The sequence below is a fragment of the Lysinibacillus irui genome (assembly GCF_028877475.1).
GTDB classification, from domain to species: domain Bacteria; phylum Bacillota; class Bacilli; order Bacillales_A; family Planococcaceae; genus Lysinibacillus; species Lysinibacillus irui.
On sequence record NZ_CP113527.1, the window covers coordinates 628530 to 654770 of the forward strand.

25 protein-coding genes and 1 pseudogene are annotated in these 26241 nt (G+C 34.5%); 25 read left to right on the plus strand and 1 reads right to left on the minus strand.

Annotated features, from left to right (window positions below):
• The first annotated feature begins 17 nt into the window (after positions 1-17).
• From OU989_RS02985 to prfB, 25 genes and pseudogenes are all read left to right on the plus strand, one after another.
• Positions 18-167 carry a hypothetical protein gene (locus OU989_RS02985; protein ID WP_274795636.1) on the plus strand — a complete coding sequence of 50 codons (150 nt, stop codon included), beginning with the start codon at positions 18-20 and terminating at the stop codon, positions 165-167.
• Positions 168-268: 101 nt separating this feature from the next.
• Positions 269-938, plus strand: a pseudogene (locus OU989_RS02990) (IS256 family transposase); the annotation flags it as partial.
• A 29-nt stretch (positions 939-967) separates the two neighbouring features.
• Positions 968-2113 (plus strand): glycosyltransferase family 2 protein, encoded by a 1146-nt coding sequence (locus OU989_RS02995; protein ID WP_274795637.1) that lies wholly within the window; start codon positions 968-970, stop codon positions 2111-2113.
• Positions 2114-2135: 22 nt separating this feature from the next.
• Positions 2136-2855: a class I SAM-dependent methyltransferase gene (locus OU989_RS03000; RefSeq protein ID WP_274795638.1), complete on the plus strand. Its 720-nt coding sequence runs from the start codon at positions 2136-2138 to the stop codon at positions 2853-2855.
• Positions 2852-3811, plus strand: coding sequence for a glycosyltransferase family 2 protein (locus OU989_RS03005; RefSeq protein ID WP_274795639.1), 960 nt, complete (start codon positions 2852-2854; stop codon positions 3809-3811). The genes OU989_RS03000 and OU989_RS03005 overlap by 4 nt, the downstream gene beginning before the upstream one ends.
• Before the next feature lie 25 nt (positions 3812-3836).
• Positions 3837-4958: a glycosyltransferase gene (locus OU989_RS03010; protein ID WP_274795640.1), complete on the plus strand. Its 1122-nt coding sequence runs from the start codon at positions 3837-3839 to the stop codon at positions 4956-4958.
• A 57-nt stretch (positions 4959-5015) separates the two neighbouring features.
• Entirely contained in the window at positions 5016-5942 is a 927-nt protein-coding gene (locus OU989_RS03015; protein ID WP_274795641.1) for an ATP-grasp domain-containing protein, read from the plus strand.
• Positions 5939-6616 (plus strand): HAD family hydrolase, encoded by a 678-nt coding sequence (locus tag OU989_RS03020; protein ID WP_274795642.1) that lies wholly within the window; start codon positions 5939-5941, stop codon positions 6614-6616. The genes OU989_RS03015 and OU989_RS03020 overlap by 4 nt, the downstream gene beginning before the upstream one ends.
• Before the next feature lie 13 nt (positions 6617-6629).
• A complete protein-coding gene (locus OU989_RS03025; protein WP_274795643.1) occupies positions 6630-7352 on the plus strand; it encodes a glycosyltransferase family protein in 723 nt (240 codons plus the stop codon).
• Complete coding sequence (gene pseG, locus OU989_RS03030) at positions 7353-8309, plus strand: UDP-2,4-diacetamido-2,4,6-trideoxy-beta-L-altropyranose hydrolase (RefSeq protein WP_274795644.1); 957 nt, start codon at positions 7353-7355, stop codon at positions 8307-8309.
• Positions 8306-9352: a pseudaminic acid synthase gene (gene pseI / locus OU989_RS03035; protein WP_274795645.1), complete on the plus strand. Its 1047-nt coding sequence runs from the start codon at positions 8306-8308 to the stop codon at positions 9350-9352. The genes pseG and pseI overlap by 4 nt, the downstream gene beginning before the upstream one ends.
• Positions 9349-10689 carry a DUF4910 domain-containing protein gene (locus OU989_RS03040; RefSeq protein WP_274795646.1) on the plus strand — a complete coding sequence of 447 codons (1341 nt, stop codon included), beginning with the start codon at positions 9349-9351 and terminating at the stop codon, positions 10687-10689. Before pseI ends, OU989_RS03040 begins: the two co-directional genes overlap by 4 nt.
• Positions 10689-11495, plus strand: a complete 807-nt coding sequence (locus OU989_RS03045) for a formyltransferase family protein (protein WP_274795647.1) — start codon at positions 10689-10691, stop codon at positions 11493-11495. Before OU989_RS03040 ends, OU989_RS03045 begins: the two co-directional genes overlap by 1 nt.
• Before the next feature lie 2 nt (positions 11496-11497).
• Positions 11498-12640 carry a UDP-4-amino-4,6-dideoxy-N-acetyl-beta-L-altrosamine transaminase gene (gene pseC, locus OU989_RS03050; RefSeq protein ID WP_274795648.1) on the plus strand — a complete coding sequence of 381 codons (1143 nt, stop codon included), beginning with the start codon at positions 11498-11500 and terminating at the stop codon, positions 12638-12640.
• A 60-nt stretch (positions 12641-12700) separates the two neighbouring features.
• The gene (locus OU989_RS03055) at positions 12701-13915 is read left to right on the plus strand and encodes a glucose-6-phosphate isomerase (RefSeq protein WP_274795649.1); all 1215 of its coding nucleotides are present in this window, start codon (positions 12701-12703) and stop codon (positions 13913-13915) included.
• Complete coding sequence (locus OU989_RS03060; RefSeq protein ID WP_274795650.1) at positions 13908-15605, plus strand: phospho-sugar mutase; 1698 nt, start codon at positions 13908-13910, stop codon at positions 15603-15605. The genes OU989_RS03055 and OU989_RS03060 overlap by 8 nt, the downstream gene beginning before the upstream one ends.
• Before the next feature lie 187 nt (positions 15606-15792).
• Positions 15793-16179 (plus strand): flagellar protein FlaG, encoded by a 387-nt coding sequence (locus OU989_RS03065; RefSeq protein WP_274795651.1) that lies wholly within the window; start codon positions 15793-15795, stop codon positions 16177-16179.
• Between the two features lie 21 nt (positions 16180-16200).
• The gene (fliD, locus tag OU989_RS03070; protein ID WP_274795652.1) at positions 16201-18519 is read left to right on the plus strand and encodes a flagellar filament capping protein FliD; all 2319 of its coding nucleotides are present in this window, start codon (positions 16201-16203) and stop codon (positions 18517-18519) included.
• A 27-nt stretch (positions 18520-18546) separates the two neighbouring features.
• Complete coding sequence (locus OU989_RS03075; protein ID WP_274795653.1) at positions 18547-18906, plus strand: flagellar protein FliT; 360 nt, start codon at positions 18547-18549, stop codon at positions 18904-18906.
• Positions 18907-19114: 208 nt separating this feature from the next.
• The gene (gene fliS, locus OU989_RS03080; protein ID WP_274795655.1) at positions 19115-19525 is read left to right on the plus strand and encodes a flagellar export chaperone FliS; all 411 of its coding nucleotides are present in this window, start codon (positions 19115-19117) and stop codon (positions 19523-19525) included.
• A gap of 194 nt (positions 19526-19719) precedes the next feature.
• On the plus strand, positions 19720-20100 hold the full coding sequence (locus tag OU989_RS03085) for a PilZ domain-containing protein (RefSeq protein ID WP_274795656.1): 381 nt from the start codon (positions 19720-19722) through the stop codon (positions 20098-20100).
• Between the two features lie 198 nt (positions 20101-20298).
• Positions 20299-20850 (plus strand): ribosome hibernation-promoting factor, HPF/YfiA family, encoded by a 552-nt coding sequence (gene hpf / locus OU989_RS03090; protein WP_274795657.1) that lies wholly within the window; start codon positions 20299-20301, stop codon positions 20848-20850.
• Between the two features lie 141 nt (positions 20851-20991).
• A complete protein-coding gene (gene secA, locus OU989_RS03095; RefSeq protein WP_274795658.1) occupies positions 20992-23505 on the plus strand; it encodes a preprotein translocase subunit SecA in 2514 nt (837 codons plus the stop codon).
• A gap of 384 nt (positions 23506-23889) precedes the next feature.
• Positions 23890-24423: a competence protein ComK gene (locus tag OU989_RS03100; protein WP_274795659.1), complete on the plus strand. Its 534-nt coding sequence runs from the start codon at positions 23890-23892 to the stop codon at positions 24421-24423.
• A gap of 130 nt (positions 24424-24553) precedes the next feature.
• Positions 24554-25658 (plus strand): peptide chain release factor 2 gene (gene prfB / locus OU989_RS03105; protein WP_396631728.1). Its coding sequence is split into 2 segments (ribosomal slippage): positions 24554-24628 and positions 24630-25658, totalling 1104 coding nucleotides; the frame shifts between segments, so codons are not numbered across the junction.
• Between the two features lie 45 nt (positions 25659-25703).
• Here the strand turns inward: prfB and OU989_RS03110 are convergent.
• Entirely contained in the window at positions 25704-26213 is a 510-nt protein-coding gene (locus tag OU989_RS03110) for a competence protein ComK (protein WP_274795660.1), read from the minus strand.
• Between the last annotated feature and the right edge of the window lie 28 nt (positions 26214-26241).

Here is a 26241-nt window from a genome sequence, read left to right on the forward strand (position 1 = left end):
ACAGCAGGGTATCGAGAATGCTAAAAAAAGATTTGTTGTTAGACCTTATTAAAGAAAATAATATGGATAAACAAATTTATGTTTTTGGAGCTGTGGAATTTGGAGTACAAGTAACAAAATATTTATTAGAAAACAATATTCCAATATCAGGTTTTATGAGGGTATAAAATATTTTTTGTAAATGAAATAAGAAGACAAAAAAAGGAAGACCTTTTCTGGTAGAATTAAGTCACCATAACCAATCCTAGAAAAGAGGTCTTCCCTATGAATCAGGTTTACAACAGAATTAATCGAGGCACTAGTAAAAAAACAAGATATTACCGGAGTTTTGTACGCATTTAGAAACAACGGTCAATACGTTGCTGGCAACAGAACTGACGGTATTTTTAGATTACGAAAAATATTAATCGATCAGCTTTAACTCAGGCAACCCGCAATGATTCGTATTCAATGTACATTGCACACGGAATATGGTGATTTAAACATCCAGATTCCTCGCGATCGAAACGGTGAATTCAAGCAATAGACCATCGCACCGTATAAACGCTCAAATGACACGTTAGAATCAACGGTCATCCATCTCTTCCAAAAAGGGATTACGATTTCAGAAATCGCCGGTTTAATTGAAAAAATGTATGGTCATCATTACACACCACAGACGATTTCTAACATGACAAAGGTGGTCACAGAACAAGAAGAAGCCTTTCATAAACGTCCCTTAAACACACGATATGTCTACGTTTATTTAGACACGACTTATATTCCTGTTAGTCGTCAAACGGTATCCAAAGAAGCTGTTTATATCGCTGTGGGTATTCGTGAGGACGGCTCAAAGGAAGTACTGGCCTACACAATTGTACCAACAGAATCTGCGTACAACTGTCAAGAACTTCTCCTAGACATGAAGGAGACGTGGTGTCGAAGAAGCTGTATTGTATGCTATTAAAGACTAGAAGGCGTGGTAAATGTGAAGAATTATTTAGTTAGTATAATATGTATTACTTATAATCATGAGCTATATATTGCAAAAGCAATTGATGGCTTTTTAACTCAAGAAACGAACTTTGAATTTGAGATAATTATAGGAGAAGATGCTAGTACAGACTATACTAGAATGATTATTAATAAGTATAAAAAATTATACCCTGATAAAATAAAAATAATTACTTCTAAATCAAATGTAGGTATACAAAAAAATTATATGCGATCTATTAAAGCAGCTACCGGAAAATATTTAGCATTTTGTGAAGGCGATGATTATTGGATTGATCCTTTAAAATTACAAAAGCAAGTAGATTTTTTGGAAAAAAATCGGGATTATGTATTTTGTGGACATAATGTGTATATAAAAGATGTTTTAACAGATAAGTTTTTGGAAGCTGGATATGAAAAAATAGTAAGCAGTAAAGAGGGGAGCGTAGTGAAAGACGAGTTATTAACAGGTGTTCCATTTCAAACGGCATCTTATATGATAAGAAATGATGTATTAATGAATGTTGAATTTGAGTCGTTTTTTATGGAGTTTAATATAGCAGACTATCCATTGGGTTTATATTTGTTAAACAAAGGAAATATATATCGATTTTCTGAACAAATGAGTGTGTATAATGTAAATGTTAAAGGGTCTTGGACAGATGTGAATACTCATAAAATTTCAAAAATAGAGAAGTTATATGTTGACGAAATAAACTTAATAAAGAAATATCATTATTATTTCCCATTAGAAAAAAAATTTGTAGACTCTAGATTACATTATATTAAAGAAATTTATGTACCACTAATAAAATTTTACGAATATATAATGAATAAAAAATCGGATAATTTAATTAATATAGTAGATTTAAATAAAAATTTAGAGAATGAAAGTAATATATATATATTTGGAGCGGGTAATTTTGGACAAAAAGTTTGTGAAATATTGGAATCGAAAGTTGCCGGTTATATAGATAATAATAAATCTTTATATAATAAAAAAATTGATGAATTGTTAGTTTATTCACTAGATAAAATTGAAACTGATTCTATAATTATTATTTGTTCGTTATGGGCTAATGAAATTGAAAAGCAGTTAATCTTAAATGGATATACAAATTATTATATAGTATTAATATAAATTTTAAAGAAATGGTGATAGCATGAAAAGTTTAAATAGTGAAGAGTGGGGAGCAATTTATAACTTATCTCAAGTTAAGAATATTATTTATGCAATTGAAAATGAAAAATATAGAACTTGGACAAGAGAATTATTAAAGTTAACAGAAACAAATGCGAAAATTATGGAAATAGGTTGTGGTTCTGGAGAAACCTCATTAGCGCTATCTATAAATCAAAGAAAGGTTACTGCTGTTGATTATTCAGAAGAAAGTATTAAACTTGTTGAGTATTTAAATAATTATTTTGAACAAGATATAATTATTAAGAAACTAGATGCTACTAAATCAATGCCTTTTGAAAAAAATGAATTTGATTTGATATTCCAAGCAGGGTTATTAGAACACTTTGAGCAAGAAGAAAGGATTGAACTCTTGAAAAACTGGTCCGAATATGGGAAAAAGATGGTTTCATTAATCCCTAATGCTGCTTCCATACCTTACAGAGTTGGAATGGAACTTATGAAAAAAAACGGAACTTGGAAATACGGTAAAGAATTACCCCAATATACAATGATTCCAGAGTTTAGAGATGCTGGTTTATCTGTGATAGCTGAATATTCAATTGGCCTGTACGATGCTATAGAGTTTTTACCTGAAAATCATTATTTAAGAATTGCTTTTGAAAAATTAAACTTGGAAAATCCATGCGATGATATATGTGGAAATGGATATCTGCTAGTTACTATAGGGGAAAAGAAATGAAAAAGGTATCGATAATTATCCCTACTTATAATAGAGCTAAGCTTCTAAAAAAATCAATTGAAAGTTGCTTACAACAAACATATAAAAATATTGAACTTATTATTGTTGATGATGGATCAACTGATAATACTTGTGAAATTTTACATGATATAAAGGATGGAAGAGTGAAATATATTTTCCAGGAAAACAAGGGTTTGCCTGAGGCGTTAAATACAGGATTTAAAAACGCTGAAGGTGATTATTTAACTTGGACTTCAGATGATAATTTATATAGATTAGAAACAATTAAAGTAATGGTTGATAGATTAGAAGAATTAGGGGAACCAGGTTTTGTTTATACTGATATGGAAATTTATTATGAGGATACGGGTGAAACTGAATATCGCAATTATTCAGTAAATAATCGTATATATATGGGAAATTATATAGGAGCATGTTTTTTATATAGTAAAGAAATTTATAATGAAATTGGTGATTATGACCCAGATATGTATTTAGCTGAGGATTATGATTATTGGATTAGAGTTTGCGAAAAATATCCAATGATTCATATTCCTAAGAATCTTTATATTTATAGAGATCATAAAGAATCATTGAGCCGTTCTAGACGATTAAAAGTTATTGAAGCCTTTGAAAAAGTATTTGAAAAAAATGATTGTTATACTAAAATGTTTTCTGAAATTGCGAACTATTCCTTAGAAAGAGATATTTATATATATGGTAAAGGAGCTTTTGCAGAAAGAATTTACAAAAACAGCTCTTTTCCTAATTTCAAAGGATTTATCGATTCTTTCATTAAAGAAGAAGAGGTATTTTGCTCAGAAAAAGTATACCCATTACACAAGTTAACTGAATGTAGTTCTAAACCTTATATAATAATTGCTTCTACTTTCAGAGCAGAAATTGAAAAAAATTTAAAAAAAATTGACTATAAACCTATTTTAGATTTTTATTAACTTTTACAGAGCAGAGGCGTTTCTATTGAAAGTTTCTATTATTACACCAGTATATAACGCAGAAAAATATATAGATAATAGTATAGAAAGTGTTTTAAATCAAACATATCAAGATTTTGAATTAATAATTGTAAATGACGGGTCTACAGATAATTCCGCTCAAAATATAAAAAAGTATTTATTTGATTCTAGAATTAAATACTATCTCCAAGAAAATAAAGGTGAATCAGCTGCCAGAAATAAAGGAATCGAAGAAGCTCAAGGTGAATTTATTGCGTTTCTTGATGCAGATGATTTATATCAGCCTACTAAAATTGAAGAACAAATTAACTATTTTAACCAATATAAGGATATAGATGTTGTATATACAGATGTGCAAATTATAGATGAAAAGGGTAGAAATCAAGGTGTATTAAAAAGTGAGGAAATTATTTCGACTCAAGATAACTTTCTTGCAAATATGTTGTATAGACAATTAATTCCGGGACCAGCAGCTATTATGTTAAGAAGAAAATGTATTGAGAGTGGGATTCGCTACCCTGAGAATTATTCGAATGCAGAAGATTATTTATTTACTATTCAATTATCCCAACACTTTAATTTTGGATATCTACCAAAAAAGTTATATTCTTATCGAAGACATGATAGTAATTTAACGAACAACCATTCTAAGCAATTAGAAAGTGAATGTGAAATAATTCAATCATTGGGTGTTCATAAAATTATTAGTATTGTAAAAAGTACGTCTTACAATAGTGAAGAACAAAATCTACTGTTAGCTAAAATATTCTTGAAAATCAATGAACTGCAGAAAGCGTTAGAATTTTTAGATAATAATAGTGAAAACTGGGAGTATTTTTTTGTAAAAGGAATCATTTTTTATAAGCTAAATAGATTCACTGATGCAAAAGCAGCATTTGAATTGGGAAGAATAAAAAAAGAGAATGCTGAAATTTTAAATAACCTTGGATGTACATATTGCCAGTTAGGAAATTGGAAGGAAGCAGTTTTTTTATTTAAAAAAGCAATTAATATTCGAGAAAATTATAGTGACCCCCTAATTAACTTAGCAAGTGCAAAAACGAGAAAATCTCCTAAAATAACGGAGAAAAAACTAAGGGTTCAATTGACGAATTATAATAAATAATACAAATACGATAGCCTGTTTTACATGGCTATCGTTTTAAATTTGAGGTGATTTAGGGTGACTAATAACATATTATTAACAAGTGTAGGAGGAAAAGTCCCGTTAATTCAATGTTTGAAAGAAAAAACATCCGCTAAAATAATAGGTTGTGATATTCAAGATTCTATACTAAGTAAAAATTTTTTAGATGATTTTTTCATTGAAGAAAAATTAGAAAATGTTAATATGAATCAATTCATATTAACTTGTAAAAATAAAAAAATAAATTATATTATTCCAACACGAGAAGCAGATCTCCTTTTTTTTAGTGAATGGAAAAATATTTTAGAGAAAGAAAATATTTTTGTAATGGTTTCGGATAGACAAAGTATTGAATTTGTAAATGATAAATATAAATTTTATCAAGCATTAATTAAAGAAGATTTAAATGTTATACCTGTAATACAAAAATCAGATTTAAAAGAAAATAAACAATATGTATTGAAGGAATGTAAAGGAGCAGGGTCTAAAAATTTATTAGTAAAATTAAATAAAAATCAAGTTCTTGAAAATTACGATTTTTTTGAAGAGCCTATTATTCAACCTTATATTAAAGGAAAAGAATTCAGTATAGATATTTATATTACAAAAAATAAAAAAGTAAAAGCTACTATTGTGAGAGAGAGAGTATTAGTAATTGATGGAGAATCTCAGATTACTCAAGTTGTAGAGCATCCTAAATTATCAAAGTTAATAGAAAAAGCAGCTTTAGTTTTAAACTTAGAAGGTCATGTTATGTTTCAAGCATTTGAAGATAACAATGGAGAACTTTGGATTATAGAGTGTAACGCTCGCATAGGTGGTGCTTCAACGCTTAGTATTTACGCAGGACTAGACACATTTAATTGGTGGATAGCTGAATGTAATGGGCAAAACATTGATAATTGGCCTGTAGAAACTAAAATGTTGAAACAAATTCGATATAAAAAGGATTTGATTTTATGAAAAAAGTAGTTGTATTTGATATGGATGATACTGTATATGATGAATTTGATTTTGTTAAAAGTGGATTTCAAGCTGTAGCTCAATATCTAGCTTCAACATACGATTTAAATGAAAAAAATCTTTATAAATGGATGTGGAAAGAAGTACTCGAAAAAGGAAGAGGTACTGTTTTCGATAATTTATTAAGAGAGTTGCATCTATATAATAAGACACTAGTTCAAAAATGTATCTCGATTTATCGTTTGCACAAACCAAATATAAAACTACCAATTGAAAGTGAAAAAGTGTTACAAAATTTATCTAAGGACTATGTTTTATATCTAGTAACGGATGGTAATAAAATAGTACAACAAAATAAAGTTACAGCATTAAAAATAGAGCAGTATATGAAGAAGTGTTATATTACATATCGTTATGGAAGAAAGCATAGCAAACCCTCACCACATTGTTTCAAATTGATTGCTCAAAGAGAGAATATTGAACCTAATCAAATTGTTTATATAGGGGATAATCCAACAAAAGATTTCATAGGTATTAAACCACTGGGATTTAAAACGATAAGAATTATGACTGGACAACATAAGGATTTAGAATTAGATAACGAATATGAAGCAGATATTCGAATAAATTCTCTGTTGGAACTTCCACCTATATTAAAACAACTGTGGAGATAGGAGAGATATATAAATGAAAATTATTATTATTATTCAAGCCCGTTTGGGTTCTACTCGCTTACCAGGGAAAGTTTTGAAGCCACTAGGTGATGTCGATGTTTTAACATATGATATTGAACGCTGTAGAGCAATAAAGGGAGTTGAGAATGTCATTGTAGCAACCTCTTCTTTACCTCAAGATGATGCTATTGCAGCTTGGTGTGAGAATCACCAAGTAGCCTATTTCCGTGGTTCAGAAGATGATGTATTAGATCGATACGTACAATGCGCTAAATTGTATAAACCAGATTATGTGATGCGCATTACATCGGATTGTCCATTTGTTGATTATGAAATGGCATCAGAAATGGTTGAATTACTTGAAAAAGAGCCTAAAGAAATTGTATTAATTGATGGTCAATTGCCACGTGGTCTTGCGGTAGAAATTATTTCTTATGAGACTTTGTTAAGAATTAATGAGATAGGTCAGGAGCCACGTCACCGTGAACATGTGACCTATTATGCATATGAATTTTCTGAAAAGTTTACTTCGATTACATACAAGGTACCTGAAAATCGAAATGCACCAGCGCTTCGTATTACTTTAGATACGGAGGAGGATTATGCATTAATGGTTGAGGTTGCTAAGCACTTTAACAATCCACTTGTATCAAGTGCTGATGTAATTCACTTTTTGAAAGAGCATCCAGAAGTAGCTAAAATAAATGCTTGTATTGAGCAAAAGCCAGTGATTTAAATGAACGTTATTATTCGTACAGATGCTTCTATTACAATCGGCAGTGGACATGTAATGCGTTGTTTGACGATCGCTAAAAGTCTTCGAAGACATGGGTTTAATGTTTTATTTTGGATGGATTCTTTGGAGGGTAATTTAATCCAATATGTACAGCAACAGGGTTTTGAGTGTTGTAAAACAGCTCTCGAAGCAGATTTATATATAATTGACCATTATGCATTAGAAGTAAAGTGGGAAAAATCAATTCGTCCCTTCACGAAAAAGATTGTAGTCATTGATGATTTAGCACGTAAACATGATTGTGATTTGATATTAGACCAAAATGTTATTCCACAGTTTGAAACACGCTATGACAAGAAAGTCCCAGCACATTGTGTAACGTTACTTGGTCCGAAATATCTGATTATGCGTGATGAATTTTTACGACAGCGGCAGAAATTAAGACATCGAGGAAACCAAATCAATAGGCTTCTTATTTTCATGGGGGGCAGTGATTCAACGAATGAAACGATGAAAATTTTAAGTGCGATAGAAAGTCTTAATTTTGTACATGTCGATGTAGTCGTAGGCAATAGTAATCCGAGGAAAGAACAAATTAAACAAATTTGTTCGAAACGAAATTATCATTTTCATTGCCAAATAAACTATATGGCAAAGTTAATGCAGCTAGCAGACTTTGCGATAGGCGCAGGTGGAAGTACGCTTTGGGAACGTTGTTATGTTGGTCTTCCTTCAAGTTCGACAATTGTTGCCGATAATCAAAGAGAGACAACTACTTATGCTGGACAATTAGGTGTAACAATAAATTTAGGATGGCATGAGGAAGTAACTTCTAACACGTATAGTCAATTATTAACGGACCTACAAATGAAAGGCATGAGTGAAAAAGGTCTAGAACTTACAGCAAATGAGCAACCAAATGCTTGGTTGTATGAAATTTTGGAGTTGATAAAATGATAAAAATAGGACATAAAGAAATTGGACGTCATACTAAACCATTTATTATTGCAGAAATGTCAGGTAATCATAACCAATCATTAGAACGTGCTTTACACTTAGTAGAGTTAGCTGCAGAAGCAGGTGTTGATGCGTTAAAGCTACAAACCTATACACCTGATACAATTACCTTGGATGTACATACTAACGAATTTTTCATTCAGGATGAAAGTAATCTTTGGAAGGGTAATTCTCTCTACAATTTATATAAAGAAGCTTATACTCCTTGGGAATGGCACGAAGCTATCTTTAATCGTGCAAAAGAACTTGGCCTATTAGCGTTTAGTTCACCTTTCGATGAAACAGCCGTTGATTTTTTAGAAACTCTGAATGTACCTGCTTATAAAATTGCCTCTTTTGAAAACGTGGATATACCATTAATTAGAAAAGTGGCGCGTACTGGTAAACCAATTATTATTTCGACCGGTATGGCAACAGCAGCAGAGTTGGATGAAGCAGTTCGTGTTGCGAAAGCTGAAGGAAATCATCAAATAGTATTATTAAAATGTACTAGTACATACCCTGCAACACCGGAGAATTCTAATATAGCGACAATACCTCATATGCATGAACTATTTAGAACTGAAATTGGTTTATCAGATCACACAATGGGAGTCGGGGTATCAGTTGCCGCAGTAGCTTTAGGTGCAACTGTTATTGAGAAACATTTCACCACTTCAAGAGCTCATGGTGGAGTAGATTCTGCATTTTCAATGGAGCCACACGAGTTAAAAATGTTAGTTGAGGAAACTGAACGTGCATGGCAAAGCGTGGGACAAATTCAATATGGCTCGACTGAGGCTGAGAAAGGTTCAGAAATATTCCGACGTTCATTATATATAGGGGAAGACTTAAAAACTGGTGACATTTTAACTGAGGAGAATCTACGAAATGTTCGACCAGGATTAGGCTTACCGACAAAATACTATGATTTAGTGCTTGGGAAAACTGTTAAACAAGATGTAAAAAAAGGAACACCTTTAAGTTGGGAGTTATTACTGTGAATGAATTAAATGAAATGGACGAATTGTTTGATCGACTTTTTCCAATTATGCGTAGTATTACAGGAGAAGGTGTTCGAGAAACAATTCGCATCCTACAAGAATATATTCCACTTAAAATGGAAGGAATTCCAACAGGAACAAAAGTATTTGATTGGGAAATTCCAAAAGAGTGGGTTATCCGAGAAGCTTGGATTAAGGATGAGCATGGTGAGACAATCATTGATATCAAGGATTTAAATTTACATGTTGTTAATTATAGTGAGCCTATAGATATGTGGCTTTCTCTTAAGGAATTAAAGAAACATGTACATACGATTCCACATCTACCAGAAGCTGTGCCCTATGTTATTTCCTATTATAAGGAACGTTGGGGTTTTTGCATGAGCCAAAACCAGTTAGAGGATCTTCCAGATGGCAAGTACCATGTGTATATTGATAGTGAAAAAATTGATGGTGAGTTAAACTTTGCTCAAGCTGTTTTACCTGGAAAATCAAGAAAAGAAGTTTTAATTAGTACATATATTTGTCATCCTTCCATGGCGAATAACGAACTAAGTGGACCAATTGTTGCAGCCTTTTTATATAATCGCCTTAAACAGTGGGAAAATAGAGAGCTAACTTATCGATTTGTTTTTTTACCTGAAACAATAGGATCTATTGCCTATTTATCGAAATACGGACAACATTTAAAGGAGAATATGTATTCCGGAGCAGTATTAACTTGTTTGGGTGGTAAAGAACATCAACTTAGTTACAAGAAATCTCGTAATACTAATGCGCCACTTAATAATTTGTTAACCTACTTAAAAGAAAGTGGACAATATAGTTATCCAATACGTCCATTTACACCATTGTTTGGTTCAGATGAACGTCAATATTGTTCGCCTGGTTTTAATTTGCCAGTAGGGCAGTTCTCTAAAATGATATATGGAGCGTACCAAGGCTATCATAATTCTTTCGATACAAAAGAGCATATGACAATAGAAGCTTTATTAAATAGTGTCAATGAAATTGAATATATTTTACAGCTACAAGAATTAGATGGCTATTATATTAATAAAAAACCATTTGGTGAACCAAAACTAGGAAAATATGATCTTTATCCTGATATAAATGCCCCTGGGTCATGGGGAAGCTCTAGTAGTAAAAAAATAGATAATCGACAACAATTAAATCAAGTACTAACACTTTTAAGTTATTCTGATGGGAAACATAAATTATCCGATGTAGCTAAAACATTAAACTATTCACTAGAAGATTATAAAATTTCAATTGATGTATTAAAAGAGCATCAATTACTTGAAGGTCCATTTTACGACGAGAAGGAGTTATTTTAGTGAGAGTATTATTACTAACAGGATCACATCCGAGACATATATATATAGTAAATAGACTAGCTGAATTAGGCTTAGTAGCTGCACATGTTATGGAAATCCGAGAGGCGTTTATTCCTCAGCCACCAGCCAATCTAGAAGAAATGGATCGCTTGAACTTTATTCGACATTTTGCAGATAGAGATGAAGCAGAACAGCGCCATTTTGCAGGACATGAAAAAGTACAACTTGAAATTCCAACTTTAAATGTGTCTTTAGCACAGTTAAATAGTGAGGAAACAATTAAGTGGATTGCTTCACAATCATTTGATATAGCTATTAGTTATGGGGTACATAAGTTATCTGACGAGTTATTAAATGTTCTACCAAAGCATTCATGGAATATTCATGGTGGACTTTCACCTTGGTATAAAGGAAACACCACACTATTTTGGCCATTCTTTATGTTACGTCCAAATTGGGCAGGTATGACAGTCCACCGATTATCGGCGCGTTTAGACGCGGGAGATATTGTCCATCAATCAGTTCCAAATTTAGATTATGGAGATGGTCTTCATGATGTTGCTTGTAAAGCGGTCGTTCAAGTTGCTAAGGATTTATCTACAATTCTAACTACAACATCTCTTGACCAAGTAGATTATTATCCGCAAAAAGGAAATGGGAAACTTTGGATAGGTAATGATTGGATGCCACAGCATCTACGCTTTGTTTACAATCAATATAAGAATGATATTGTAGACCAGTTTTTAGACGGCAAAATACCTAGAATTGATCCTCCTATTATTTCTGCTTTGAGAAATGAGGAATAGATATGAAAAAATTGCCTGAATTTCTTTCCTATGGTCGTCAATCTATTGATGAGGACGACATACAGATTGTTATAGAAACATTACGCTCACCTTTTTTAACACAAGGACCAAAAATTCAACAGTTTGAGCAGGCAATTGCTGATTATGTGGGCGCTCAATATGCAGTTGCGTTTTGTAACGGAACAGCAGCACTTCACGCAGCATGTTATGCATCAGGTATAAGTGAAGGTGATGAGGTAATTACTTCACCCATTACATTTGCGGCTAGTGCTAACTGTGTTAGATATACGGGAGGAACGGTTGTTTTTGCAGATATTGATGCAAATACATACAACATTGATCCTGAAGAGATAAGAAAAAAGATAACACCAAATACGAAGGCAATCATCCCAGTTGATTTTACAGGCCAACCAGCAGACATGGATGCAATCATGGACATCGCACGTGAACATAACCTAGTTGTGATTGAAGACGGTGCTCACTCTCTTGGTGCTGAATATAAAGGGGAAAAAGTTGGTACCCAGGCACATATGACAATGTTTAGCTTCCATCCTGTTAAGCCAATTACTACAGCTGAAGGCGGTATTATTGTAACGAATAATGAGGACTATTATCGTAAATTACAACTCTTCCGTAGTCATGGTATTGAGCGAACGGACTATTCAGCTGATCAAGGTAGTTGGTATTATGAAATGACTGACCTCGGCTATAATTGTCGAATGACTGATTTACAAGCTGCACTTGGTTTATCTCAAATTAAAAAAATTGATACGTTTATCCAACAACGTCGTGAAATTGCAGCATTTTATACGGAGGCATTTCAAGATATAGAAAGAATTATCGTTCCACAGCAACTAGAGGGAACTAATTCCGGTTGGCATTTGTATATGCTTCAGCTTGAGGAAATATCTCGTAAGTTTGTGTTTGAACAAATGAGATCTTTAAATATAGGAGTTCATGTACATTATATTCCTGTATATTGGCACCCATATTATCGGGAACTGGGTTATGAACGTGGAATATGTCCAATTGCAGAAAAGTGGTATGAAAAAGCTTTAACATTACCAATTCATCCAAATATGACTGTAGAAGATTTATCAATAATCGTGTCGAATATTAAAGAATTAATAAAACAACCGAAATAAGTAGTATAACAAACAGCTTGCTCTTAAAAGAGTAAGCTGTTTTTAACAGGAGTTGACGATATGATTAATTTTCATCCACTAGCTGATCTCCCTAAAATGAAAATTTCAGAAAATCCAAGCATGCAGCATTATAATCCTGTTACAATGCAAGAGCTTTTTGCCATTCAAAATGTTGCAAATCAAGTAATTTCACAAGCGAAAATTTTCCTAGTTATTGGTGTAGGCGGTTCATTTCTTGGTGCTCGTGCGGTAATTGATGCCCTAACTCCTTATTTCCATACTAATAATGGTGTCGAAATTTTATATGCTGGAAATAATATGAGTGGTGCATACTTAAAGCAGCTATTAAATTATTTAGATACAAAGGATGTTTATGTCAATGTTATTTCAAAGTCTGGTTCAACGATGGAGCCAGCTCTTGCTTTTCGAGTTGTGAAAAAATATATGGAGCGACGATATGGTAAGGAGTCGCGTAAAAGAATAATTGTTACAACTGATGCTGAAAAAGGAATCTTAAAGCAAATTGCCATTAAAGAAGGATATCGCCAATTTACTGTTCCGTCTGAAGTTGGAGGACGTTATTCTGTATTTACCCCAGTAGGTTTATTACCAATTGCAGTTGCAGGTATTGATATAGAAGCTTTTGTTCGTGGTGGAAGACAAGCAGAATTAGATTTTTCTAGTGAATCGAATAGTGCAGTCGATTATGCTTGTAATCGTTATGCATTGTATAAACAAGGTTATTCAGTTGAGCTGCTTGCCTCGTTTGAGCCAAGACTTAATAAATTGCATGAATGGTGGAAACAGCTATTTGGAGAAAGTGAAGGGAAAGAGAATAAAGGGTTATATCCTTCAACCGTGAACTATTCGACAGATTTACACGCTATTGGACAGTTTATTCAAGATGGTAGTCGTATTATGTTTGAAACACTTATTCACTTTGACAATATTGAAGAAGATATTGAAATACCTTTTTCAGTTGAAAATATAGATGGTCTGAATTATTTAGCTGGTCGATCAATGAATGAGGTAAATGCAACATCAAAAGATGGGGTAGCCCTCGCACATGAAGAAGGTGGCGTCCCTGTTATTCGTATAGAATTGCAAAAATTAGATGCATATCATGTTGGATATTTGATGATGTTCTTTATGAAAGCATGTGTTATCAGTGCTAACTTACTTGAGGTGAATCCATTTGATCAGCCTGGTGTAGAAGCATATAAAAAGAAAATGTTAGAGTTGTTAAAGGAAGATGTGGTGAAGGTTCGTGCATAAAGAATTGTATGAGTTATGGCGACAAAAAGCGAATAGTATGTATCAAGATGAACTGCTAGAAATTGCTAATAATAAACAAGCTATTGAAGATCATTTCTATCAATTAGTTCCTTTCGGTACAGGCGGAATGAGGGGGAAGCTAGGAGCTGGCACAAATCGTATCAATATTCATACCATTCGTTTAGTAGCTGAAGGATTAGCTCGTCAAATTGAGTGTCAGGGAGAAGCGGCGAAAATAAGTGGTGTTGTTATTGCGTATGATACACGACATTTTTCACAGGAGTTTGCTTATGAAACAGCAGGAGTTTTGGCTGCGCATGGTATACAAACCTATGTATTTAGTGAAAGTAGACCAACTCCTGAATTAAGTTTTGCTATTCGATATTTAGCGGCCTATGCCGGAGTAGTTATTACAGCTAGTCATAATCCTAAAGAATATAATGGTTTTAAAGTATATGGACAAGATGGAGCACAGTTAACACCTCGATTTGCCGATGAAGTCTCTGAACATATGAAAAGTGTAGAAGATATTTTTAAAATTCATTCCCTCACAAAAGATGAATTATTTACATCGGATTATTGCATTGAGATGCTAGACAAATTGGATGATGCGTATAATGCTGCTCTAAAAACACTTATTCAAGTTAATGGTAAAAAGGATGTAAACATAATCTATACTCCTTTGCATGGTGCAGGTCTTGTGCCGACAAAGCGTGCTTTAAAAGAGGCAGGCTTTACAAATGTACATATTGTTAACGAACAAGCTGTTCAAGATGGCGATTTTCCAACAGTGCAGTATCCAAATCCAGAAGAAACGCTTGCCTTTGAAATGGCGATTGCTTTAGGGAAGAAAGTTGGAGCTGAATTAATACTGGCTACAGATCCAGATGCAGATCGTCTTGGTGTAGCGATACTTAATGGTGATTATTATCAGCTATTAACAGGGAACCAGCTTGGTGCCCTATTGTTAAACTATTTACTTTCTACAAAGCAACAAGCAGGAACTTTACCTTTGAATGGGGCAATCTTAAAAACTATTGTAACCTCTGAATTAGGGACAGCAATTGCAGGTAGTTTTAATATACAAACAATAAATACGCTTACAGGTTTTAAATACATTGCTGAGAAAATCGCAGAATTTGAGACAACTGGTGAGCATTCATTTATATTTGGCTATGAAGAAAGCTACGGGTATCTAGCAGGAAGTTTTGTAAGAGATAAAGATGCAGTACAAATTGCACTCTTAACTGCAGAAATGGCTTCTTATTATAAAGAACAAAATCTATCACTTTTAGATGTGCTGAACTCCCTTTACCAACAACATGGATACTATCAAGAAAAGTTGTTGTCATTTACTTATGAGGGGATAGAGGGACAGAAGCGTATAACCAATATTATGGAGCAATTTAGAAAAAACGAATCTACCGAAATGGCTGGAATCAAAGTTATAGTAACAGAAGATTACAAGGCAGGATTTACATATCTTGCAAACGGTGAGAAACAAGCGTTATCTTTACCAAAAACAGATGTTCTCAAATATAGATTACAAGATGGTTCATGGATTTGTATTCGACCTTCTGGAACAGAACCGAAATGTAAGATTTACATTGGAGTACGAAAGGATAGCGAAGCAGAAGCATTTGAAACCTTAATTGATGTAGAAGATTATATGAAAAAAATGATTAATTAAAAATAAAAAAACCTCGAAATCACTCGGCAAATTGTCTGATTTCGAGGTTTTTTAACTATAGCTTGTTTAAAAACGAAATGAAGACTTAACAAGATACTAAGCATTTGTTTACCAAAAAACGTGAAACTATACAAAATGCTTCCGATAATAATGGTAAGCAATTGAAAAGTTTAGGAGGTTGAGTTACATGCGTATTGCATCGCAGGGGCAGTCAATTGAGACGATTACTGCACCAACTAATACAAAAGCAATGACTGTGCAGGAAAAAATGACGCCTAATGTTTCAACAGTAACCGACTCTCAACTGGTAGTAGAAAAAGCAACTACTGTTGGAGAAGAACAGGAAATTTCAAAAGAAAAACTACAACAGGCTGTAGATGTTGTAAATGAATTTTTGGAAATAAATCATAGTTCCTCAAAATTTATTTATCATGAGGGCTTGGAACGCTATTATGTGACGATAGTAAATCGTGATACTGAGGAAGTTGTTAAGGAAATCCCACCTAAAAAATTATTAGATGCTTTCTATGAAATGCAAAAAATGGTGGGAATGATTGTAGACGAGAAAATTTAAAGAAAAATAGGAGGATGAAAAATGGTTTCAAGAATTGGTGGATTAGCCTCAGGAATGGATATTGATAGTATTGTAGAGAAGTTAATGCAGGCGGAAAGAATGCCTTTAAATAAAGCTTTTCAAAGAAAGCAAACATTAGAATGGCAGCGTGACGCGTATCGAAATGTGAATGTAGCTACACAGAAACTCAATAAATTTTTAGAAGAAAAAATGTGGTTGCAGAGCCAGATGATGAAAAAAACAGCTACATCTTCTAATGAAAACTTAGTAACAGTTAAGGCTACAAATAATGCTACTGGTTCTCTCAATATTGAAAGTGTTACGCAATTAGCCACTTCAACTCAGATGATTGGTGAGCAAACAGGTTATACAGGTACAACGAAATTATCAGCTTTGGTGGGGGAATCTGTTAAGTCTATAGAGATAAAATCAATCGATAAGAACGGTAATTTAGCAGAAAAGGCAACTACAATTACCTTTGATCCTTCGAAAGATACAATTAATGATTTAATAAAAAAAATCAATCAGAGTAATGCTGGAGTTACTGCATTATTTGAAAATGGACAACTTTCATTAACTGCAAATAATACAGGTAGTGTAAAAAGTGGTAGTGGGGAGATTGTCTTTGGACAAGGGAAAGAACTATTTGATGCATTAGGGATGGATAAAGCAACGCCTATATCTGGTAAAAATGCGATTCTAAAAGTTAATGGTATTTCGATGGAGCGTTCATCAAATACAATTACGATTTCTGGCTATGAGGTATCACTTAAGTCAACATTCAATGCCAAAGCAGGAGCAGCTGATCGTGTAGCAGCAGCAGAAATAGAATTAAAAAATGCGAAAGATGCACAGCCAATTTTAGAAGCTGATAGAGATAAAAAGCTTGGAGAATACAATACTTATTATAATGATACGTACAAAAAAGAGCACGAGCGTATTTTTGGGAAAAACAATTTAACCGTAGATCAACAAGAAAAATTTGATAAGTTATCGGACATAGGGAAAGTTGCTCTTCTAAATGCTACTGATTTAACTGACTTACAATCTATAAGTATTGATTATACAGATGCAGAGAGTATTAAGTCATCTATTAACAATTCAAGCTTAACAGATGAACAAAAAGCAAAACTATTAAGACTATCTCCAGATGACTTAAAATCTTTACAAAGTGCTGATGGGGGAGCATTGCTTGACCGAGCACAGCAAATCGATTTTGAAAACTCCTATAAATCCTTAGATAAGACTTTTTTAAATAATTTGACTGCCGATGATATAGCATTTTTATCTGAAATTAAAGGAAAAGATAATACTGAAATAGATCAAATTCTAGCAGGAAAAGACGATGCTATTAAGGAAAAATTCGGAAAAATGGATAGAGTTGATTTAAGCCGTTTATCTGATTTAAGTGGTTCCTTAGAAGATTTTAAACAGTTTAGTACAGTGGAGAAAAAGAATAATGACAATCTAGCTGCATATAAAGCAGCAGAAAGTAATGTACAGTCTGGACTAAAACGTATTGAAGAAGCACAGAAATCTTATGATAATGCAAAGGCGGCAGAGAACAGCACGGCCGGTGATAGTTCACCTACTGTAGCTCCAGTTAATTTAACCTCTACTACTGATACTAAAAGCATAAAAGATAGTATTCAAGAATTTGTAAAAACTTATAATGAAATGCTCGATACGATGAATGGTCTATTAAAAGAAAAGAAATATCGTGATTATCCACCATTGACAAAAGAACAACGTGAAGATATGTCTGAAAGCGAGCAAAAGTTGTGGGATGAAAAAGCGAAAAGTGGTTTATTACGTAACGACTCTTTAATTCGAGATGGTTTAGCTAAGATGCGCTCTCAGTTTGTATCGTCTGTCAATGGACTGGGCGATGATACAATTGATTCTTTAGCTGAAATAGGGATTACGACATCGAAAACACTTTCAGATGGTGGGAAGTTAGTAATAGATGACAAGAAGCTTGATGCTGCCTTAGAAAAAGACCCTGATCAAGTTATTCAAATGTTTACTAATCAAGGCAGTGTAACTACCATTACTGATGAAAAAGGTAGAAAAATTACTCAAGATTCACGAGGCATAACAAAACGTTTAAGAGATGAAATAGATGCTTTAACTAAAAATATTGAGAAGAAAGCGGGTAAAGAAGGAAAAACAGATCAAACTTATAGTTTAGGTAAACTAATTATTGAATCTGATAATCGCATTACTAAATTACAAGCTAAACTAGTAGATATTGAGGCGCGTTATTGGAAACAATTCACAGCTATGGAGCAAGCAATAAACAAAGCAAATCAACAATCGAGCATGTTCATGCAAGGCTAAGGTTTCTAATTAAGATAGGAGAGTAAAATGCAGCAAACAGAACAACTATTGCAGACATCAGCTAATTTATTTAAGTTTTTAGGGGACGTTCCTAAAGGCGAAGACCGTGATGAATACATCAATACTATCAATACTATGTTGGACAAGCGTGGGACGATTATTGAAGACTTGATCAAAGAAGGATTTCGTTTTGATGAACAAAATCGAGTTCATCGTACACTATTGGAACTAGATAAAGGCATTAAAGAACGATTGGCTGCCGTAATGAGTGCCGTTAAACAAGACATGGCAAACCTACAAAAAACGAAAAAAAGTGAACAGCAATATTTCAATCCTTATTCGAATGTTCGTGTGATGGATGGCATGTATTATGACAAAAAGAATTAATATTTTATCTTCATTCAGCGTGGTGGAAGTCGCCCGCTGAATGGAAGATTAAGCCCCGGCGGATGTCATGGATTTTAAAAGGAGTAAATTGTGATCGCAATTCAAAATCCAGACACAATTACGCTGAGGCGTAATTGATCAAATAGCTTTTCTTCGGAAAATGGTTTAAACTAGTAAATAAGTAACCTTTCAAAGGAGTTGTCCTTTATTGGCAGCAAATTTAACAGCACAAAACGCATACAAACAAAATAGTGTAACCACTGCTTCTCCTGGTGAGTTGACGTTAATGCTTTATAATGGATGTCTGAAATTCTTGCATAAGGCGAAACAAGCTATTCAAGAGAAGAATATCCAAGAAAAGAACACAAATCTTCAAAAGGCGCAGGCGATTATTGCTGAGCTAATGTCTACACTCAATATGGATATTGAGATTTCGAAACAAATGCTTCCTCTTTATGAATATATGAATCATCGTTTAGTCGAAGCGAACATTCAAAATGATGTAGCCATTATTGAAGAAGTAGAGGGATTGGTGACGGAATTCCGCGATACGTGGAAGGAAGTTATTCGCATTAATCGACAACAGCAGTTTGGTCAAGGAAACAGCGGACAAATTTAGACACAACGAGAGGCCATCTTCAACGGGTGGTCTCTTTTTTATGGCAAGAATCATCAACTAAAAATTATCACTAAATAGTCATAAATTAGGCTATTCAACGGTAAAATATGTTACTTATTCCCTCTGGTTGTAAGTAGGGCATCGTGTCATAATCAAAGCAATATCAATGTTTAATATAGTACTGGGGTGGGAATATGATCTTTAAGCGTCAAGAAGGCTTCCGCTTTAAATTCGAGGAGCCTATTCAAATAACTTTTGCTATGTATGAGAATGGAAAGGTCAATCATGGACAGACAGCCATGGCAGACTTGCTGGATATTAGTCCGCGTGGATTAAAAATGTTTACTGAAGTGGATTTAGGCGTCAACCCTCCACCATTGGACCTCCGATTTGTACTTGATACACTTGAGGTGCGAGCATATGGGGATGTCATTTGGAGTCGCCCGTTTGGTAACGGTAAGCAATATGGCATCCATTTCAATGATCAAGGACCAGTAGAAGATTTGATTGTTGAAGAATTAAAGCTGCGACGTAAAAAGGAAGCGGCAGAAGCGAAGAAACAAAATGATTTTTAATCATAATACTTTCACTGCCATATGACAGTGTGTCTCCATACAGGAGTAGTTTGAACGCACGGTAAATTCACTGATAGAAAATAGAGTTTTCTACTAAATTAAAATAAAAATATTTTGTAAAAAAAAGAATGATTTTAGAGGAATTTCACACACTTGTGTAGAAATATATAGTATAGCAGTTATAAAGGAGGAGTTTACATGTTAAACTTTAACATTCGTGGTGAAAATATTGAGGTAACTCCAGCTATTCGAGAGTATGTTGAGAACAAAGTCGACAAAGTGGAACGTTATTTTAACGAAGATGTTAACGCCAACGCTAATGTCAATTTAAAGGTTTACAATGACAAGCAAACTAAAGTGGAAGTCACAATTCCAATGAAAAACTTAACTCTGCGTGCTGAAGAGCGTCATAACGATATGTATGCTGCTATTGATCTAATTGTTGATAAATTAGAGCGTCAAATTCGTAAGCATAAAACAAAAGTAAACCGTAAATTCCGTGAGCGTGAAGGTGCAGGCCTTTATTTTGCTACTACACAAGCAGCCGCTGATGCCGCTACAGAGGAAGAAGAATACTCCATTGTGCGTACCAAGCAATTTGATTTAAAACCAATGGACCAAGAAGAGGCTGTTTTACAAATGAATATGCTTGGACATGATTTCTATGTCTTTACAGATGCTGAGTCAAATGGCACAAATATTGTGTATAAACGTAAAGACGGAAAATATGGCTTAATTGAAACAACTTAAACTTCATGATGACAAAGGCTCTCGCGATGGCGAGAGTCTTTTTTTGTATGGCTACTACTGTAAACGGGGTGACCGTTTGCATGAAACTGTTACACAATGGTAAAATGAAAGTTGAATCTATATAGGAAGTGAAAAACATTCATGGCAAACCTATTAAATAAATTATTTGATTTCAATAAACGTGAGTTAAAAAAATTAGAAAAAATCGCTGACCAAGTTGAGGGTTTCGCTTCTCAAATGGAACAGCTTTCAGATGATCAATTACAAGCGAAAACAGACGAGTTTAAAAAGCGCTATGCCGATGGAGAGAAGTTAGATTCGATTCGTGCGGAGGCTTTTGCTGTTTGTCGAGAAGCGGCGAAACGTGTTTTAGAAATGTACCCATTCCGTGTTCAAATTATGGGGGCTGCTGCGCTTGATGAAGGTAATATCGCAGAAATGAAAACCGGGGAAGGTAAAACATTAACGGCGACGATGGCTGTTTATTTAAATGCGATCACTGGTAAAGGTGTACATGTTGTTACAGTCAACGAATATTTAGCAAGTCGTGATGCTGCTGAAATGGGACAGCTGTATAATTTCTTAGGTTTATCGGTTGGTCTTAACCTAAACAGTCTTTCAAAAGAGGAAAAACGAGCTGCGTATGAGGCGGATATTACGTATAGTACAAACAATGAGCTAGGGTTTGACTATTTACGCGATAACATGGTGCTTTATAAAGAGGAACGTGTACAACGTCCGTTGCACTATGCTGTTATTGATGAGGTCGACTCGATTTTAATTGATGAAGCGCGTACGCCATTAATTATTTCGGGTCAGGCTGGGAAATCAGCACAGCTTTATAAGCAATCGAATGCCTTTGTACGTATGTTAAATGCGGAAACGGATTATACGTATGAGGAATCAACGAAAGGTGTTACGTTGACGGATGCAGGTGTTGAAAAGGCAGAAAAAGCTTTCGGCATTGATAATCTGTTTGATTTGACACATGTTCGTTTAAATCATGCAATCAATCAATCATTAAAGGCACATGTTAGTATGCATAATGATGTCGATTATGTTGTGCAGGATGGCGAAATTGTGATTGTTGATGGCTTTACAGGTCGTTTGATGAAGGGCCGTCGTTATTCTGATGGCTTACACCAAGCAATTGAAGCTAAAGAAGGCGTTGAGATTCAAAATGAATCGATGACGATGGCGACCATTACTTTCCAAAACTACTTCCGTATGTATCAAAAGCTTGCAGGGATGACAGGTACGGCGAAAACAGAGGAAGAGGAATTCCGAAATATTTACAATATGAATGTTGTAGCTATTCCGACGAATAAACCGATTGCTCGTGATGATCGTGCTGACTTGATTTTTGCAACGATGGAAGGGAAATATAAAGCAGTTGCTGCTGATATTGCAGAGCGCCATAGAGCTGGCCAACCTGTTCTTGTTGGTACAGTTGCGATCGAAACATCTGAGATTATTTCTAAACTATTGGATAAGCATAAAATTCCACATAATGTCTTGAATGCGAAAAACCATGAACGTGAAGCAGAAATTATTGCGAATGCTGGTACAAAAGGTGCCGTAACGATCGCGACAAACATGGCGGGGCGTGGTACAGATATTAAACCAGGTGAAGGTGTACTCGAAATTGGTGGTTTAGCGGTAATCGGTACAGAACGCCATGAGTCACGTCGTATTGATAACCAGCTTCGTGGACGTTCTGGTCGTCAAGGGAATCCAGGGGTTACACAATTCTATCTATCTCTAGAAGATGATCTAATGCGTCGTTTCGGCTCCGATAACATGAAGTCTATGATGATGCGCCTAGGTATGGATGATTCTCAACCTTTACAATCTAAAGTTGTGTCGAGAGCTGTAGAATCAGCGCAGAAACGTGTCGAAGGTAATAACTTTGATGCACGTAAGCGTTTATTACAATATGACGATGTTCTACGTCAGCAACGTGAGATCATTTATAAAGAGCGTTATGATGTATTGGAAACAGAAAATATGCGTGTGCTCGTTGAGTCCATGATTCAAGAAACAATCGATAATGTTGTTGGCCTATATACGCAAGGTGAGCAAAAAGATTGGAACTTGAAAGCTATTGAAGATTTTGTAGCGGCTAACCTACTTGATGAAGGTCAACTTAAAGTGTCTGATTTCCAAGGCAAATCTGCTGAAGACATTAATCAAATGATTTCTGATGCTGTTCATGTTCGCTATGATGAAAAAGAGGCAGAATTGACACCAGAGCGTATGCGTGAGTTTGAAAAGGTTATTCTATTACGCTCTATTGATACGAAATGGATTGATCATATTGATGCAATGGATCAATTACGTCAAGGTATCCATCTACGTGCCTATGGACAAAATGATCCTCTTCGTGAATACCAACAAGAAGGTTTTGCGATGTTCGAGGATATGGTTGCTTCTATTCGTGAGGATGTTGCGAAGTATGCGATGAAGGCAGAAATTCGCAATAATCTAGAGCGTGAAGAGGTGGCAAAGGGCCAAGCAGTTAATCCAAAGGAAGAAGGCGGCGGCTCAGCTCCGAAAAAGCAACCAGTTCGTAAGGCTGAAAACATTGGTCGTAATGATTTATGCCCTTGTGGAAGTGGCAAGAAATTTAAAAACTGTCATGGTGCAGCTCAATAAAATAGGTGAAAAAGATCATTTTAACTTTATGTTGAGATGATCTTTTTCTTTGTGAAATCCCTCCATTTTGAAGGAAATTTAGTATAAAAAGTCAGAATTTATAGACAATTGGAAATTATCGGTATACAATAGCTGTAATAATAGGAGGTTAGTTGAGGGAATGAATCCTATTATTATCCTAAATTAAGTTGTTAACATTAAGTCTTAAGGAGGATGAGAAAAATTGAGAGAAGCTTTCTTTGAAAAAGTTGAAAGATTGTTTGCGAAGATCAAGATTCTTAAACAATCTTTCTCGTCGGTAGTATTTGGAATGTACGGATTTTGGTATATTCCTTTTTATTTTGGTTGTAAAGGAAACATAAACTGTTTAAAGGGGGACTATGGATGCATAAAAAAGATATTATGAGTAGTGAAACAATGTTGTATATGCCTGTATATGATTCCTTTGGAAATTTATGTACGCGGGTGTACGAGAAAAATAATGAATATATATCTAAACTAGCTCCGACAAAGTTATTGGACTATAATCTTCGTTATTTTGGTTCTAGTTTAAGAGGAGCTTTCGATGGATCAAAAATGATTCTAGGTAAGCTTAATAAAAACCCAATCATAGTAGATGAACGCGGGAATATTTTATGGTGTCCAAGCAGGTCACCACTACATCCGCTATGTATATGGTTTGCTGTTCATCATATTGATGAATATTCAGCTGTGGATAAAAAGAGGACGAAGATCACTTTTGTGAATGGCAAGGAAATTATTGTGGATATCAGTGAGAAAGTTCTTGAGTACCGGATACAGAGAGCATTTTTATTAAAGTATAGATTAGAGAAACGCACAAAGCATTTACTTGTACAGTATGATCGTGTGAAAGTATTTCAGCGAATGGCTCTTAATATGCTTGAGGAAGAGAAATAAGATCGTTGAATTAATACAATTAACAGCTGCTAGATAGTATGTTTTCCTTTGTAAAAACGTTATAATAAAAAAATACGGAGCTTTGTAAATGAATTTGTAGCTCCATTACTAACGTTCGGAGGATTTAACAATGATTGAATTAGCAGATGTACGCAATGTGTTAGACACTACAGCCAAAAAATTGGCAGACTTTAGGGGGTCTCTTTGACTTAGAAAACAAAGAGGCACGTATTCAGGAGCTAGATGAAATGATGCTAGAGCCAGGTTTTTGGGATGATCAACAAGGTGCACAGGTAATCATCAATGAAGGAAATGGCTTGAAAGCAATCGTCAATGAATATAAAGATTTAGTGGAAACACATGAAAATTTAGATATGACACTGGAACTTTTACGTGAAGAGCCAGATGAAGAATTACAGGAAGAACTAGGCAAAGAGCTAGCAGAATTCCAACAAAAAATAGGAGACTTTGAGCTCCAATTGCTATTAAGTGGTCCATATGATCAAAACAATGCCATTTTAGAGCTACATCCTGGTGCAGGTGGAACGGAATCACAGGACTGGGGTTCTATGCTGTTACGTATGTATACTCGATGGGCAGAAAAACGTGGCTTTAAAGTGGAGACAGTCGATTATCTTCCAGGTGATGAAGCTGGGATTAAATCGGTTACCTTGTCTATTAAAGGTCACAATGCTTTTGGTTATTTACAGGCTGAAAAAGGTGTACATCGTTTAGTACGTATTTCACCATTTGATTCGTCTGGGCGCCGCCATACATCATTCGTTTCTTGTGATGTTATGCCAGAGTTTGATGACAATATTGAAATCGATATTCGTACAGAGGATTTAAAAATTGATACGTACCGTGCAACAGGTGCAGGTGGTCAGCATATTAATACGACGGATTCAGCAGTTCGTATTACACATATCCCGACTGGTACCGTTGTACAATGTCAAGCAGAACGTTCACAGATTAAAAACCGTGAAAAAGCGATGACTATGTTAAAGGGTAAATTATATCAATTAGAGCTTGATAAGCAGCAGGCTCAGCTAGATGAAATACGTGGTGAGCAAAAGGAAATCGGCTGGGGCTCACAAATTCGTTCTTATGTGTTCCATCCATACTCTATGGTGAAGGACCATCGTACGAATGAAGAGACAGGTAATGTCGGTGCAGTAATGGATGGCGATTTAGATCCATTTATTAATGCCTTTTTACGATCTAAAATTAATTAGTAAACATATCCCCCAAGAGTGAGGTGCTCTTGGGGGATTTTCTATTTAAAAGGGTGGATGATAGGGTGCATCTTGGTTAAGTTGTTTTCGTTCATTCATGTAGTATTTATAGAGCATGGATGCGTTCACAAACTGTTTACTAATAGAAGCATACTGAATAGGTAACTCAATTTGTTTCTCATTTTTTAATGTAACGATACACCCCGATTGACTAGGTGTGATATTAATAATTGCATGTAATCCAATCCATATATTGTGAATGGAATTCGGTGAATAGGTTGGTAGAAATATACAGGGGTACCCATAATCAAAGGCCACGACGATTGGTAGCTTATGTTGATTGCCAAAGAAACGTTTAGCCGATTGTTTTGCCGCTTCATAGGTTGTGCCTAAAGAGATGCAAGATTTGCGAAGCACATGCATTGGTTTGCGTGTAACAATTAGTTCATTATGTTTGTCAATCACATGGGTGAAAATTTTTGTATCGTGCTGAATAGGTTGTAGCATGTAAGTATTAAATGAAATTAAGTAACCATTTACAAAATTGCTAGTCATATGGGAAATGCCTCCTTTTTCTATTGTT

Bases quoted from the DNA above. Each gene is read 5' to 3' on its own strand.
- OU989_RS02985 (WP_274795636.1), top strand. From the start codon at position 18: ATGCTAAAAAAAGATTTGTTGTTAGACCTTATTAAAGAAAATAATATG.
- OU989_RS03000 (WP_274795638.1), top strand. From the start codon at position 2,136: ATGAAAAGTTTAAATAGTGAAGAGTGGGGAGCAATTTATAACTTATCT.
- OU989_RS03005 (WP_274795639.1), top strand. From the start codon at position 2,852: ATGAAAAAGGTATCGATAATTATCCCTACTTATAATAGAGCTAAGCTT.
- OU989_RS03020 (WP_274795642.1), top strand. From the start codon at position 5,939: ATGAAAAAAGTAGTTGTATTTGATATGGATGATACTGTATATGATGAA.
- OU989_RS03025 (WP_274795643.1), top strand. From the start codon at position 6,630: ATGAAAATTATTATTATTATTCAAGCCCGTTTGGGTTCTACTCGCTTA.
- pseG (WP_274795644.1), top strand. From the start codon at position 7,353: ATGAACGTTATTATTCGTACAGATGCTTCTATTACAATCGGCAGTGGA.
- pseI (WP_274795645.1), top strand. From the start codon at position 8,306: ATGATAAAAATAGGACATAAAGAAATTGGACGTCATACTAAACCATTT.
- pseC (WP_274795648.1), top strand. From the start codon at position 11,498: ATGAAAAAATTGCCTGAATTTCTTTCCTATGGTCGTCAATCTATTGAT.
- OU989_RS03055 (WP_274795649.1), top strand. From the start codon at position 12,701: ATGATTAATTTTCATCCACTAGCTGATCTCCCTAAAATGAAAATTTCA.
- OU989_RS03065 (WP_274795651.1), top strand. From the start codon at position 15,793: ATGCGTATTGCATCGCAGGGGCAGTCAATTGAGACGATTACTGCACCA.
- fliD (WP_274795652.1), top strand. From the start codon at position 16,201: ATGGTTTCAAGAATTGGTGGATTAGCCTCAGGAATGGATATTGATAGT.
- OU989_RS03075 (WP_274795653.1), top strand. From the start codon at position 18,547: ATGCAGCAAACAGAACAACTATTGCAGACATCAGCTAATTTATTTAAG.
- OU989_RS03085 (WP_274795656.1), top strand. From the start codon at position 19,720: ATGATCTTTAAGCGTCAAGAAGGCTTCCGCTTTAAATTCGAGGAGCCT.
- hpf (WP_274795657.1), top strand. From the start codon at position 20,299: ATGTTAAACTTTAACATTCGTGGTGAAAATATTGAGGTAACTCCAGCT.
- secA (WP_274795658.1), top strand. From the start codon at position 20,992: ATGGCAAACCTATTAAATAAATTATTTGATTTCAATAAACGTGAGTTA.
- OU989_RS03100 (WP_274795659.1), top strand. From the start codon at position 23,890: ATGCATAAAAAAGATATTATGAGTAGTGAAACAATGTTGTATATGCCT.
- OU989_RS03110 (WP_274795660.1), bottom strand. From the start codon at position 26,213: ATGACTAGCAATTTTGTAAATGGTTACTTAATTTCATTTAATACTTAC.